Origin of the sequence: Streptomyces griseofuscus, assembly GCF_014673495.1 — a bacterium.
Classification (GTDB): Bacteria; Actinomycetota; Actinomycetes; order Streptomycetales; family Streptomycetaceae; genus Streptomyces; species Streptomyces murinus.
Genome location: NZ_CP051006.1, coordinates 7,753,278 through 7,765,974 on the forward strand (window position 1 = coordinate 7,753,278; position 12,697 = coordinate 7,765,974).

A 12,697-nucleotide genomic window follows, 5' to 3' on the forward strand; every position below is an offset into this window, starting at 1 on the left:
ACATCGCTGTATCGGATACATTCCTGTATCGAACGGGAGGAGCCGTCATGCAGGAGACCGCCAGACGCGTCACCCGGCGCCGCGCGGAGACCCGCGCCCGGCTGCTCGACGCCGCGTTCGGGGTGTTCGCGGCCAAGGGGTTCGGGCGGGTCTCCATCGAGGAGGTCTGCGAGGCGGCCGGGTACAGCCGGGGCGCCTTCTACTCGAACTTCGCCACCCTGGACGAGCTGTTCTTCGCCCTCTACCAGGAGCGCGCCGACCTCATCGCCGCCCAGGTCGCGGACGCCCTCGCCGAGGACGGCCCCGGCCTCGACGTACCGGCCGCCGTGGACCGCGTCACCGAGGTGCTGCTGCTCGACGTGGACTGGCTGCTGGTGAAGACCGACTTCCTGGTGCACGCGGCCCGCGACCCGGAGGTCGCCCGCGTCCTGCTCGGCCACCGCGCCCGGCTCCGCGAGGCCGTCGCCGACCGCCTCTTCCGGGCCAGGGGCCACACCGAGCTGCCCGCCGTGCTCGGTGACACGGCCGGCGCCGCGCACGCCGTGGTCGCGGCCTACGACGGTGTCACCACCCAGCTGCTGCTGGACAAGGACGTCGAGCACGCGCGGAGCTGGCTCAAGCAGCTGCTCACCGCACTGCTCACGGACGGCGGCGCGCCGGCCGCCCCCTCGACAGCGCACTGATCCTCCCGACAACGCACTGAGGAAGGAACCTCCACGCCATGGACGCGGACGTCATCGTCGTCGGAGCGGGCCTCGCCGGCCTGGTCGCGGCTCATGAACTCACCAGCCGGGGACGCCGGGTGGCCCTGGTCGACCAGGAGAACGCCGCCAACCTCGGCGGCCAGGCGTACTGGTCCTTCGGCGGCCTCTTCCTCGTTGACTCGCCCGAACAGCGCCGCATCGGCATCAAGGACTCCTTCGAACTGGCCTGGAGCGACTGGCGCGGCAGCGCGCGCTTCGACCGGATCGAGGACGAGGACTCCTGGGCGGTGCGCTGGGCCCGCGCCTATGTGGAGTTCGCGGCCGGCGAGAAGCGGTCCTGGCTCCAGGGGCACGGCATCGAACTGCTGCCCACCGTCGGCTGGGCCGAGCGCGGCGACCTCAGGGCCGACGGGCACGGCAACTCCGTGCCCCGCTTCCACATCGCCTGGGGCACCGGCACCGGAGTGGTCGAGCCCTTCGTCCGGTACGCCCGGGGGGCCGCCCGGGACGGACTGCTGACCTTCTACCACCGCCACCAGGTGGACGAGCTGGTCATCGAGGACGGCACCGCGCGGGGCGTGCGCGGCACGGTGCTCGCCCCGGACGACGCCCCGCGCGGTGTCGCCTCGGGCCGCGACCGCGTCGGCGACTTCGAACTCACCGCCCAGGCCGTCGTCGTCACCACCGGCGGCATCGGCGCCAACCACGACATCGTGCGCCGCTACTGGCCCGAGCGGCTCGGCACGCCCCCCGCGGAGATGGTCACCGGCGTCCCCGCCCATGTGGACGGCCGCATGCTCGACATCAGCGCGGCGGCGGGCGTCCGGCTGGTCAACCGCGACCGGATGTGGCACTACACGGAGGGGCTCCAGAACTGGGACCCCGTCTGGCCCGGCCACGGCATCCGCATCCTGCCCGGCCCCTCCTCCATCTGGCTGGACGCGCTCGGCCGCCGGCTGCCCGACCCCTGCCTGCCCGGCTACGACACCCTCAGCACGCTCAAGTACCTGCGCACCACCGAGGACATCGCGGGCTACGACCACTCCTGGTTCATCCTCACCCGGAAGATCATCGAGAAGGAGTTCGCGCTCTCCGGCTCCGAGCAGAACCCCGACATCACCGCCAAGGACCGCAAGGCCGTGGTGCGCAACCGGCTCGTCGGCAAGGGCGCGCCCGCACCGGTGCAGGCGTTCCTCGACAAGGGCGCCGACTTCGTGACGGCGGACAGCCTGGAGCGGCTGGTGGAGAAGATGAACGGCCTCGCCGGGCAGCCGCTGCTGGACGCGGCCGGGGTGCGCCGGCAGATCGAGGCCCGCGACCTCCAGATGGCCAACCCGTACAGCAAGGACTCCCAGGTCCAGGGCATCCGCAATGCCCGCCGCTACCTCGGCGACCGGCTCGGGCGGGTGGCCGCGCCGCACCGCCTCCTGGACCCGGCCGCGGGCCCGCTGATCGGCGTACGGATGCATGTGCTGACCCGCAAGACGCTCGGCGGCATCCAGACCGACCTCGACTCACGCGCCCTCGGCGCCGGCGGGGCACCGATCGAGGGGCTGTACGCGGCCGGTGAGGTGGCCGGGTTCGGCGGCGGCGGGGTGCACGGCTACAACTCCCTGGAGGGCACCTTCCTCGGCGGCTGCCTCTTCTCGGGACGCGCCGCGGGCCGGCACGCGGCCCGGCACACCGGCTGAAGCTCAGCCGCCGAGCAGCTCCAGGAGCACCTGGGCGTGGCTGCGCTCCGGGGTCTTCGTCGCCGTCAGCAGGGTCACCGGGCCCTTGCGGACCGACTCCCGCAGGCCGTCGAGCAGCTCGGCGGCCTCGGGGGCGTCCAGCTCCGTCTCGTAGCGGGCACGGAACTCCTCGTACGACCCGCCGCGGTGGAACCAGGTGCGCAGCTCCGCCGAGGGGGTGAGCCCCTTGGGCCACTCGTCCACATGCGCGGCCTCCTTGGCCACGCCCCGCGGCCACAGCCGGTCGACCAGCACCCGCAGCCCGTCATCGGGCTCGGGCGATTCATAGATCCGGCGCACGCGCACGCTCACGACCGGGCCTTCCCTCCACCTCGGCGGCCACTCCCGGCGAGCGTACTGCGCGTGCCACGGGCGCGCCGGTCGACGCCGCGCCCCCGGCCCGGGGCTCGTGGTACTGGCGGCGCGGGCCTTGCTGCCGGCGGTGCGGGCCTCTGCGGGATGCGCGTCGGCCGGGTGGCTCGGGCCTGTTCGGGGGTGTGGTGGCTGGTGGTTCGGGTCTGCCCGTGGCCGGTTCCAGCTGGTGGTTCGGGTCTGCTCGGGGCTGGTGCAGCGAGTGGTGCGGGCCTCTGCGGGATGCGCGTCGGCCCGGATGCTCGGGTCCTTTCGGGCTCGTGTCGCCGGTGGCTCCGTCTGTCCCGGACCCGCGCCAGACGGTAGCCCGGCCCTGCCCAGGGCTCCGTGCCGCTGACGGCGCGGTCCGTGCAGGGCTGGTGTCGGTCGATGGCTCGGTCCGACCATGTTCCGTGCCGACCGGAGCGCCGGGCCGTCGGTGTTCGACCCCGGCCCGGCCCACACCCGCCGAGCAGCGATCTCGCCACCATGTGGCCAGAATGAAACCGGAGACCCGGGGACACCGGCGCCTCTAGTCTGTGGGCCAGTCGACCACCTTCCGAGGAGTGCACGTGACGTCACCCCGCAGACAGCCCGCACGCCGTCGTACCACGGTCCTCGGCCGCAGGGCGGTGCTCGCCACCGTGCCCGTCGCCGTGGCCGCGCTCCTCGGTGCCGCAGGACCGGCCGGCGCGGGCACCACCGGCGCGGCCGGCGCGGGCGACCCCTACTTCCCGCTCAGCGGCAACGGCGGGTACCACGTGCGCCACTACGACCTGACGCTGCGCTACCAGAGCGACGGCCGCCTGGACGGCACCGCGGTCCTCACCGCCCGCGCCACCCAGCCGCTCACCCGCTTCGACCTGGACCTCAAGGGACTGACGGTCGGCGGCGTCAAGGTCGACCGCACCGCCGCGGGCGTCAAGCGCTCCGGGCAGGAAGTCGTCGTCACTCCCCGCCACGCCCTGCGCGCGGGCCAGGACTTCAAGGTCACCGTCACCTACCACGGCACGCCCAAGCCCGTCACCGACCCCGACGGCTCGGCGGACGGCTGGATCCCCACCGACGACGGCGCGTTCGTCGCCAATGAGCCCCAGGGCGCCATGACCTGGTTCCCGGCGAACGCCCACCCCAAGGACAAGTCGTCGTACGACTTCACGATCACCGTGCCCAAGGGCCGCACCGCCGTCGCCAACGGGAACCTGCTCGGACAGCGCACCGTCAAGGGCGAGACCACCTTCCGCTGGCGCGAGAGCCGGCCCATGGCCGCCTACCTCGCCACCGCCACCATCGGCGATTTCAAGGTCACGCAGTACACCACCCGTGACGGCATCCGGGTCTACGACGCCGTCGACCCCCGCGAGGCCAAGGCCGCGACCCCGGTGCTCAAGCAGCTGCCCTCGGTCCTGGAGTGGGAGAGCAAGCTGTTCGGGCCCTACCCGTTCACCTCCGCCGGATCCATCGTGGACCACGCGAAGGTCGGCTACGCCCTGGAGACGCAGACCCGTCCGCTCTACGACTCCGCGCCCGACATCCTCACCCTCGTGCACGAGAGCGCCCACCAGTGGTTCGGCGACTCGGTGTCGCTGACCTCCTGGAAGGACATCTGGCTCAACGAGGGTTTCGCGACCTACGCCGAGTGGCTCTACTCCGAGCAGCACGGCGGCGCGAGCGCCCAGAAGACCTTCGACGAGCTCTACGCCCGCCCGGCGGGCAACGAGCTGTGGGCCTACCCGCCCGGCGACCCGGGCAGCGGCGAGAACATCTTCGGCACACCCGTCTACGACCGCGGCGCCATGGCCCTGCACCAGCTGCGCAAGGCGGTCGGCGACCGGGAGTTCTTCGCGATCCTGCGCGCCTGGGCCGCCGAGCACCGGGACGGACACGGCACCACCGCGCAGTTCGTCCGGCTCGCCGAGAAGAAGTCCGGAAAGCCGCTGGACTCCCTCTTCCACACCTGGCTGTTCACGAAGGGCAAGCCGAACAAGGCCTGAGTTCTTACCAATTCCACATAACTGTCGGCCAAGCTCGACAGCATGATCGACCGCAGAACCGCTCTTCCCCTCCTCGCCTCCCCGCTGCTGCTCACCGGCTGCGGCGGGAGCGGCGGGGAGGCCGGGCACCGGACGCGGCCCACCCGGCCCGCGCCCGCGACCGGCACCACCTCGCAGGCCGAACAGAGCCCCCGTGGCATACCCGGGCTCGGCCCCACCCGGACCGCGGCGATACCGGAGCAGTGCACCCAGGCCGTCGTCGCCACCGGACGCGGCCCCAACTCCCCCCGGTGCACGGTCGTCCTGTATCAGCGCACCGCCGACGGCTGGCAGCCAGGACCGAGTTGGCCCGCGCACAACGCGCTGCACGGCTGGAGCTCCCACCACATGCTGGGCGACCTGCGCTCCCCGCTCGGCGTGTACACCCTCTCCGACGCCGGGGGACTGCTGCCGGACCCCGGCAGCAGACTGCCGTACCACGAGTCCAGCGGATTCCGCTCGCCCGGCACCGGCTTCGAGGGCGAACCCCTGGAGGGCTGCTTCGACTACGTCATCGCCATCGACTACAACCGCAGGCCCGGCACCTCACCGCTGGACTGGACCCGCCCCCTCGGCCCCAAGCGCGGCGGAGGAGTCTGGCTGCACGTCGACCACGGCGGCCCCACCCACGGCTGCGTCAGCGTCGCCAAGGCACACATGAAGGACCTGCTGCGCACCCTCGACCCGGCCCGGCATCCGGTCGTCGCGATGGGGTACGCCGACTGGCTCGCGGTCTGAGCCGCTTAGTATCCGCAACTGTGTGCGCACATGTGCTGGTCGCCGAGGACGACGAGAAACAGGCCGAACTGATCCGCCGCTCCCTGCTGGCCGAGGGACACACCGCGACGGTGGTGCACGACGGCGCGGCCGCGCTCACCACGGCCCGCCGGCTGCGGCCCGACCTGCTCGTCCTCGACCTGATGCTGCCGGTCCTGGACGGCTTCGGCGTCTGCCGTGAACTGCGCGGCGACGACGGCGAGCTGGACGTCCCGGTGGTGATGCTCACCGCCCGCTCCGGCGAGGACGATCTGCTGCTCGGCCTCGAACTGGGCGCCGACGACTACCTCACCAAGCCGTACAGCCCGCGCGAGCTGATGGCCCGCATCCGCACGGTGCTGCGGCGCAGCGGACGGGGCACCGGCGCCCGCGGCGACGACCCGGCGGTGCGGGCCGCCGGGCTCAGCGTCGATCCGGTACGGCACGAAGTGCGCTGCGACGGCGCCCCAGTGGACGTCACCCCGGCCGAGTTCCAGATCCTGCTGGCGATGGCCGCGGAGCCGGAGCGGGTGTTCACCCGGCGCCAACTCCTTCAGTGCACAAGGGGGTTCGACCGGTCTTCCACCGAACGGGCCGTGGACGTCCACATCATGAACCTGCGCCGCAAGATAGAGGCCGACTCCCGGCGTCCGGTACGGCTGCTCACCGTGTTCGGCGTCGGCTACAAGCTCAGCGGCCGACCATGAAGTCCCGTACGGGACGGGGGAGTCGGAGGCAGGGCGCCCGGCGCCGGATCCCGCTGCGCAAGCGGCTCCTGGTCCGGCTGCTGTCCGTGTCCGCCCTGATCGCCGTCTGCTCGGTGGCGGCCACCGCCTGGCTCGCGGTGACCACCACCACCAGCGCCCTCAAGGAGGAGCAGGGCCAGGACCTCGCCGCCGACAACAGCATCCTCGCCCAGCTCAGCGGATACGCGGCCACCCACTCCGACTGGTCCGGGGTCCAGCGCTCCGTGCGGGACCTGGCGGAGCGGACCGGCCGGCGGATCGCGCTCACCACCCCCGACCGGGTCCTCGTCGCCGACTCCGCGCCGCGCGGCACCCCGCTGCCGCCCCGGCCCGCCGCGAGCGTCGACCCGCTGCGCACCGACACCTACAGCGAGACCGGCGCCCAGCTCAGCGGCATCGACCCGCGCGCCGTCGGCCCCTACCGGCTGCCCGCGAAGGAGAGCGCCGCACTGGAGGCGCTGGCCACCCGGGACCGGCAGTGCTACGCCCGCTACGGCCTGCGGACCACGGTGCGGCGCACACCCGGCGGACGCCCCGTGCTCACCGGCTCCGACGGCTCCGACCCGTCCCGCTACGGCGTGGCGGCCTGCGGGACCGACGGGCTCGACGCCCCGACGCCCACCGAGACCCGGGCCCTGGACACGCTGTCCGGGCTGGCCCGCCCCTGTCTGCGGCAGGCGGGCCTCGATGTCGGCGGCGGCCCGCTCTTCCTCGCCTTCGACCCGGGAGCCGAGGACCACTTCGGCGGCGGCCCCCTGCTCGCCAAGGTCGCGGGCAAGGACCGGGAGGCCACCGTGCGTGCGGCCCAGAGCTGTGTGCTCAGCGCGCGCCGCGCCCAGCTGGAGCCCTATGTCACCCCGGCCGCCGACCTGTTCCTCGGCATCGGCGACCAGAACCCGTCCCGTTTCGACATGTCACCGGCGAACAAGTCCAAGGTGGTCTCCGCGGCCGGACTGGTCCTCGCGGTCACCGTCGCGGTGACCGCCGCCGTCGCCATCCGGCTGGTACGGCCGCTGCGCGCGCTGACCGAGGCCGCCCAGGCGCCGCCCGAGCGGCATGTCAGGGTGCCCGTGACCACCCGGGACGAGACGGGCATCCTCGCGGAGGCGTTCAATGAACTCACCGAGCGCCGCGAGCGCCTGGAGGCCCAGCGCAAGGCCATGGTCAGCGACATCGCGCACGAACTGCGCAGCCCGCTCACCAATATCCGCGGCTGGCTCGAGGTGATGCGCGACGGCGTCGTCGACCCGGACCCGGGCCTGCTGGACTCCCTGCACGAGGAGGCGCTCGTACTCCAGCGGATCATCGACGACCTCCAGGACCTGGCCGCCGCCGACGCGGGCACCCTGCGTCTGCACCGCGAGCCGCTGTCCGCGGGCGAACTGCTCGACCAGGTCACCGCCGCCCACCGGGTGGCCGCCGACGCGGCCGGGGTCGCACTGGTGACCGAGGCCGACCCGGCGGTCTGGCTCGACGCCGACCCGGTACGGATGCGGCAGGTGCTCGGCAACCTGGTCTCCAACGCACTGCGGCACACCCCGGCCGAGGGCACGGTCACCCTGAGGGCCCGCCGGGACGGCACCGACGCCGTGCTCACCGTCGCCGACACCGGCTCCGGCATCGCCGCCGAGGACCTTCCGCATGTCTTCGAACGGTTCTGGCGCGCCGAGAAGTCCCGCAGCCGCCGCACCGGAGGCAGCGGCCTCGGCCTCCCGATCGTCCGCCAGCTGCTCGCGGCACACGGGGGCACGGCACATGCCACGAGCGAGTCGGGCGAGGGCGCGGTGTTCACCCTCCGGCTCCCCGCGACGCGGGCGCCGGGGGAGGAGCCGTGGGGGGAGCCCGCCGAGAAGTCGTAGCGCTCCGGGCCCGGTTCAGCCCGAGCGCGGCCGGGAGCGGGCCCGGCGGCGGAGCCTGCGGCGTTCCAGTTCGGTGGTGCCGCCCCAGACGCCGATGCCCTGGCCGGTGTCCAACGCCCAGTCGAGGCACTCCTGTCGGACCGGGCACCGCTGGCACACCTTCTTCGCCTGCTCGGCCTGCACCTGCGCGGGCCCGGTACTGCCGATGGGGAAGAACAAGTCGGGGTCCTCGTAACGGCACTCGGCGTGTTCGCGCCAGTTCTCCATGGAAGCCTCCCGCTCGGATCGAGGTCGTCCGCGCCTGGGCGGACGCGTGTCTCGGGAGCGGGTGACCGGTCGGCGCGGCATGAAACGGCGCATGCCGCAAGAGAGGGGAATTCGGCCACGGCCCAGTGGATTTCGGCCATGACCCCATGGGATTCGGCCACCTCTCGGTCTCAGCCGCGCAGCGCCCCGGCCGCCGTCGCCGTCACCGCCTCGGCCAGCGCGGCCAGCGCCGGGGAGTCGAGCTTCCACTGCTGCCAGTACAGGGTGACGTCCATCCACTCGCCCGGTGCGAGGAGGGACAGCCGGCCGTCGGCCAGCAGGGGGTGGGCCTGGACCTCCGGGACCATGCCCCAGCCGAGGCCCGCGGCGACGGCGTCGAGGAATCCCTCCGAGGTGGGCACATGGTGACGCAGCGGGGCCGCCGAGGTGCCACCCAGCCGGCGGACATAGCCGTCCTGGAAGTCGTCCTTGCGGTCGAAGACGATCACGGGCTCCGTGGCGAGGGCCTCCGGCAGCGGGCGCCCGGCGACCCGGGTGCGGACGAACTCCGGTTCCGCGACCGGGAGATAGCGCATCCGGCCGAGCGTCCGCGCCGTGCAGCCGGGCACCGGGTCCGGCGAGGAAGTCACCGCCGCCATCACCAGGCCCTCGCGCAGCAGGACCGCCGTATGCCCCTCGTCCTCGCGGTGCAGCTCGAAGCAGAGCCCCGGCACCCGGCTCAGCGCGGGCAGGAACCAGGTCGCCAGCGAGTCCGCGTTCACCGCGACCGACACCCGGGTCGGCTCCCCGGCGCCGCTGAGCCCCAGTTCGCCCCACGCGTCCCGCTCCAGCCGGGCGAGCTGACGGGCGTAGCGCACCAGCACCGCGCCCGACTCCGTGGGCCGTACCGGCTTGGTGCGCTGGAGCAGCACCCGCCCGGTGCGCTGTTCGAGGGCCTTGACCCGCTGGCTCACCGCCGACGGCGTCACATGCAGGGCGGCGGCCGCCGCGTCGAAGGTGCCCTCGTCCACCACCGCGAGCAGTGTCCGCACCTGATCCAGGGGAAGGTCCATCACAAGCGCTAAGGATACGTAAGAATCTTTAGCTGTACTTGAGTGGCCGGATGTCCTTAGTTTCGAGCCATGAACCACACCGCCCTGACCGCCGCGGTCGCCGGCTTCGGCACCGGCCTGTCCCTGATCGTCGCCATCGGCGCCCAGAACGCCTTCGTCCTGCGCCAGGGGGTGCGCCGGGACGCCGTACTCGCCGTGGTCGGTATCTGTGCCCTGTCCGACGCGGTGCTCATCGCGCTCGGCGTGGGCGGCGTCGGCGCGGTCGTGGTGGCCTGGCCGGGCGCGGTCCGGGCGGTCGGCATCGTCGGCGGTGTCTTCCTGCTCTGCTACGGCGCGCTGGCCGCCCGCCGTGTCGTACGGCCCACCGGGACCGGTCTGACCGTGACGGGGGAGGCGGCCGGATCCCGGCGCCGGGCCGTGCTCACCTGCCTCGCCATGACCTGGCTCAATCCGCATGTCTACCTGGACACCGTCTTCCTGCTGGGCTCGCTCGCCGCCGACCAGGGCCGACTGCGCTGGACGTTCGGGCTCGGGGCCGCGCTCGCCAGCCTGTGCTGGTTCACCGCGCTCGGCTTCGGCGCCCGGCTGCTCAGCCGCCCTCTGGCCCGGCCCGGCGCCTGGCGCCTCCTGGACGGCCTGGTCGCCCTCACCATGCTCGTCCTGGGCGTCTCCCTGCTCCTCGGAGGCTGAGACCGGTCTCCCGGACCGAGACATCCCCCCCGCCGGTGCGATGAGATAGTTAGGCTCTCGAATCGAAAAGATGTAACGAGCAACCAGGACATCCGTGAACACCAGCGAGAGCAGTACCGAGACCGGCGACGACGCGCCGGCGGCCGACCCGCCGCCCCACCGCGGCTGGCGCCGCTGGGCGATGGACACCCGCCCGCTGCGCATCCCCGCCTACCGGCGCCTGTGGTCCTCGACCATCGTGACCTCCGTCGGCAGCCAGCTCACGGCCGTCGCCGTGCCCAAGCAGATCTACGACATCACGCACTCCTCCGCCTGGGTCGGCTACGCCAGCCTCGCCGGGCTCGTGCCCATGGTGCTGTTCGCGCTGTGGGGCGGCGCGGTCGCGGACACCGTGGACCGGCGCAAGCTGCTGCTGTGGACCAACATCGGGATCGCGGTCACCTCGCTGCTGTTCTGGGTGCAGGCCGCAGGCAAGCTGGACTCCGTCGTGGTCCTGATGGTGCTGCTCGCGCTCCAGCAGGCGTTCTTCGGGCTCAACTCCCCGGCCCGCAACGCCTCCATCGCCCGGCTGGTCCCGGCCGGGGAACTGCCCGCGGCCAACGCGCTCAGCTCCACCGTGATGCAGACCGGCCTGGTGGCGGGGCCGCTGCTCGCCGGTGTGCTCATCCCGGTCATCGGACTGCCCGAGCTGTACCTCATCGACGCGCTCGCGCTGTGCGTCACCGTATGGGCCGTCTTCCGGCTGCCCGCGCTGCCCCCGCTCGGCGACGCCCCCACGCGCCGCGCCGGGGTGCGCGAGATAGCCGAGGGTTTCCGCTACATATCCCGGCACAAGGTGCTGCTGCTGTCCTTCCTCGCCGACATCGTCGCCATGGTGTTCGGCATGCCCCGCGCCCTGTTCCCGCAGCTGGCCGCGCAGACGTACCACTCCTGGGGCTCGGGCCTCGCGCTCGGCGTGCTGTTCGCCGGCATCCCGGTCGGCGCGGTGCTCGGCGGGCTGTTCTCGGGCGCGTTCTCCCGTGCCGGGCGGCACGGCTGGATGGTCATCGGCGCCGTCGTCGCCTGGGGCGTGGCCATCGCCGGGTTCGGGCTCAGCGGCAACCTCTGGATCGCCCTCGCCTTCCTCGCCGCCGCCGGTGTCGCCGACATGGTCTCGATGGTGTTCCGCGGCGCGATCCTGCTGTCCGCCGCGACCGACGAGATGCGCGGCCGGATGCAGGGCGTCTTCACGGTCGTGGTGGCCGGCGGCCCCCGCCTCGCGGACGTGCTGCACGGCACCGCCGGCGCCGTGTTCGGTCCGCGCGCGGCGGTGGCGGGCGGCGGTGTGCTGGTCGTCGTACTGATGCTGGCCCTTGCGGCGGCGGTACCCGCGCTGCGGCGCTACCGGATCTGACGAGGTGCGAAGGCCGCCGCGCCGCGCGCTCTACAGCGGGCTGCGGCGGCCCAGCGCGTACTGGTCCATCAGCTTGCCGCGGGTGGTCTCCAGGCGGTGCGCGAGGATCTCGGCCACCGAGCGCACCAGGGAGAGCCCGAGCAGCGGGTCCTCCACGCACAGCGCGAGTACCGAGGGCCCGTCGAACTCGTAGGCCCGTACGTTGCTGAAGGCCACCGAGCCGAAGTCCCACTGGTAGGGCGGGAAGAGCCAGGACCAGCCGAGCAGGTCGCCCGCGCCGAGCGTGGCCACGGTCACCCGCTGCCGCGAGGTGACCTGCTGGTCCAGATGGACCGCGCCCGAGCGGATCACCCAGAACCGGTCGGCCGTGCCGCCCGCCTCGAAGATGCGGGTGTCCTCCGCGAAGGACACCTCCTTGGCCAGCTCCATCAGGCGTTCACGCTGCGCCTGGGGCAGGGCGGTCAGCAGTTTTATCGCTTTGGTCATGGCGCGGGCTCCTCGCCGGCGACGATTCGGGTGCTGCGGTGCCTCTTCTGTGGGCGGGTACGTCGCGTACCCCCATTTCAGCCGCTGGCGGCGGGCAGGGCACCTCGAAGGAGGCGGATTTCTTCGGGGCGGCCGTCGTCCGGGCAGAAAAAAGCCCTGGCTGGACGGGGGAAGCCAGCCAGGGCCGCTGAGGGTGATGGGGCAGGCTCCGAGGCCCACGCCGCCATTACGTATGGATGAACGATAAACCATTCGGTGTCTGTTCTGGTAATCGGACACTGGTCTAGGTGACCCGTCTCACGCCGTCCCCCTCCGCCGCCGGGTGCTCCACCGGCCGCGCGCCCGGCCGCACGATCTCGTCCAGCACCCGCAGCACGGCCTCGTACGCCCTCGCGCTGGCGGCGGCGTCCCGGGCGCCGTCCGGCTCGGTCGCCGCGAGGTCTCGTGCGAGGTCCGCCCAGCGCGTCCGCTCCTCGGCCGCGCGGTCCCTGCCCCGTCGGATGCGCCGCAGCAGTTCGTCCGCGTCCACGACATCGGTCATGAGGCAGGGGTACCCCGTCCCGGCGCGGTGATGACTTCCGTACACACGGTGTTTGAGGGCGCCGCGGATGGTCAGCCGAAAGGGGAGAG

The 12,697-nt window shown here is 72.9% G+C and carries 13 protein-coding genes; 8 read left to right on the top strand and 5 right to left on the bottom strand.

Annotated features, from left to right (window positions below):
* Window positions 1-47 precede the first annotated feature (47 nt).
* Together HEP81_RS35090 and HEP81_RS35095 are read left to right on the top strand one after the other, a co-directional pair.
* The gene (locus HEP81_RS35090; protein ID WP_037655583.1) at window positions 48-683 is read left to right on the top strand and encodes a TetR/AcrR family transcriptional regulator; all 636 of its coding nucleotides are present in this window, start codon (window positions 48-50) and stop codon (window positions 681-683) included.
* Between the two features lie 38 nt (window positions 684-721).
* The gene (locus HEP81_RS35095) at window positions 722-2,395 is read left to right on the top strand and encodes an FAD-binding dehydrogenase (RefSeq protein WP_037655581.1); all 1,674 of its coding nucleotides are present in this window, start codon (window positions 722-724) and stop codon (window positions 2,393-2,395) included.
* 3 nt (window positions 2,396-2,398) lie between these two features.
* Here HEP81_RS35095 and HEP81_RS35100 read toward each other — a convergent pair whose 3' ends face one another.
* Window positions 2,399-2,746, bottom strand: coding sequence for a DUF488 domain-containing protein (locus tag HEP81_RS35100; RefSeq protein ID WP_172637035.1), 348 nt, complete (start codon window positions 2,744-2,746; stop codon window positions 2,399-2,401).
* Window positions 2,747-3,357: 611 nt separating this feature from the next.
* Here HEP81_RS35100 and HEP81_RS35105 point away from each other — a divergent pair.
* Genes HEP81_RS35105 through HEP81_RS35120 form a run of 4 tightly spaced genes read left to right on the top strand, consistent with a single transcriptional unit; the run spans window position 3,358 to window position 8,179 of the window.
* On the top strand, window positions 3,358-4,779 hold the full coding sequence (locus HEP81_RS35105) for a M1 family metallopeptidase (protein WP_037655580.1): 1,422 nt from the start codon (window positions 3,358-3,360) through the stop codon (window positions 4,777-4,779).
* Between the two features lie 42 nt (window positions 4,780-4,821).
* The gene (locus HEP81_RS35110; protein WP_037655579.1) at window positions 4,822-5,556 is read left to right on the top strand and encodes a L,D-transpeptidase family protein; all 735 of its coding nucleotides are present in this window, start codon (window positions 4,822-4,824) and stop codon (window positions 5,554-5,556) included.
* Between the two features lie 20 nt (window positions 5,557-5,576).
* Window positions 5,577-6,281, top strand: coding sequence for a response regulator transcription factor (locus HEP81_RS35115; RefSeq protein WP_037655578.1), 705 nt, complete (start codon window positions 5,577-5,579; stop codon window positions 6,279-6,281).
* A complete protein-coding gene (locus HEP81_RS35120) occupies window positions 6,278-8,179 on the top strand; it encodes a sensor histidine kinase (protein WP_051850151.1) in 1,902 nt (633 codons plus the stop codon). Before HEP81_RS35115 ends, HEP81_RS35120 begins: the two co-directional genes overlap by 4 nt.
* A 15-nt stretch (window positions 8,180-8,194) precedes the next feature.
* On the opposite strand, the gene HEP81_RS35125 is transcribed toward HEP81_RS35120, so the two are convergent.
* Both HEP81_RS35125 and HEP81_RS35130 read right to left on the bottom strand, forming a co-directional pair.
* Window positions 8,195-8,446: a WhiB family transcriptional regulator gene (locus HEP81_RS35125; protein ID WP_037655577.1), complete on the bottom strand. Its 252-nt coding sequence runs from the start codon at window positions 8,444-8,446 to the stop codon at window positions 8,195-8,197.
* 170 nt (window positions 8,447-8,616) lie between these two features.
* A complete protein-coding gene (locus tag HEP81_RS35130) occupies window positions 8,617-9,498 on the bottom strand; it encodes a LysR family transcriptional regulator ArgP (RefSeq protein WP_037655574.1) in 882 nt (293 codons plus the stop codon).
* A gap of 69 nt (window positions 9,499-9,567) precedes the next feature.
* Here HEP81_RS35130 and HEP81_RS35135 point away from each other — a divergent pair, with 69 nt between their 5' ends.
* Window positions 9,568-10,188 (top strand): LysE/ArgO family amino acid transporter, encoded by a 621-nt coding sequence (locus tag HEP81_RS35135; RefSeq protein WP_037655571.1) that lies wholly within the window; start codon window positions 9,568-9,570, stop codon window positions 10,186-10,188.
* Between the two features lie 94 nt (window positions 10,189-10,282).
* Window positions 10,283-11,581, top strand: a complete 1,299-nt coding sequence (locus HEP81_RS35140; RefSeq protein WP_037655569.1) for an MFS transporter — start codon at window positions 10,283-10,285, stop codon at window positions 11,579-11,581.
* Between the two features lie 30 nt (window positions 11,582-11,611).
* Here HEP81_RS35140 and HEP81_RS35145 read toward each other — a convergent pair whose 3' ends face one another.
* Window positions 11,612-12,067, bottom strand: coding sequence for a cyclic nucleotide-binding domain-containing protein (locus tag HEP81_RS35145; protein WP_037655566.1), 456 nt, complete (start codon window positions 12,065-12,067; stop codon window positions 11,612-11,614).
* A 283-nt stretch (window positions 12,068-12,350) separates the two neighbouring features.
* A complete protein-coding gene (locus HEP81_RS35150) occupies window positions 12,351-12,608 on the bottom strand; it encodes a hypothetical protein (RefSeq protein WP_037655564.1) in 258 nt (85 codons plus the stop codon).
* Window positions 12,609-12,697: the final 89 nt, after the last annotated feature.

Excerpts from the sequence above, each read along its gene's own strand:
- HEP81_RS35090 (WP_037655583.1), top strand. The coding sequence starts at position 48 with ATGCAGGAGACCGCCAGACGCGTCACCCGGCGCCGCGCGGAGACCCGC.
- HEP81_RS35095 (WP_037655581.1), top strand. The coding sequence starts at position 722 with ATGGACGCGGACGTCATCGTCGTCGGAGCGGGCCTCGCCGGCCTGGTC.
- HEP81_RS35110 (WP_037655579.1), top strand. The coding sequence starts at position 4,822 with ATGATCGACCGCAGAACCGCTCTTCCCCTCCTCGCCTCCCCGCTGCTG.
- HEP81_RS35120 (WP_051850151.1), top strand. The coding sequence starts at position 6,278 with ATGAAGTCCCGTACGGGACGGGGGAGTCGGAGGCAGGGCGCCCGGCGC.
- HEP81_RS35125 (WP_037655577.1), bottom strand. The coding sequence starts at position 8,446 with ATGGAGAACTGGCGCGAACACGCCGAGTGCCGTTACGAGGACCCCGAC.
- HEP81_RS35130 (WP_037655574.1), bottom strand. The coding sequence starts at position 9,498 with ATGGACCTTCCCCTGGATCAGGTGCGGACACTGCTCGCGGTGGTGGAC.
- HEP81_RS35135 (WP_037655571.1), top strand. The coding sequence starts at position 9,568 with ATGAACCACACCGCCCTGACCGCCGCGGTCGCCGGCTTCGGCACCGGC.
- HEP81_RS35145 (WP_037655566.1), bottom strand. The coding sequence starts at position 12,067 with ATGACCAAAGCGATAAAACTGCTGACCGCCCTGCCCCAGGCGCAGCGT.
- HEP81_RS35150 (WP_037655564.1), bottom strand. The coding sequence starts at position 12,608 with ATGACCGATGTCGTGGACGCGGACGAACTGCTGCGGCGCATCCGACGG.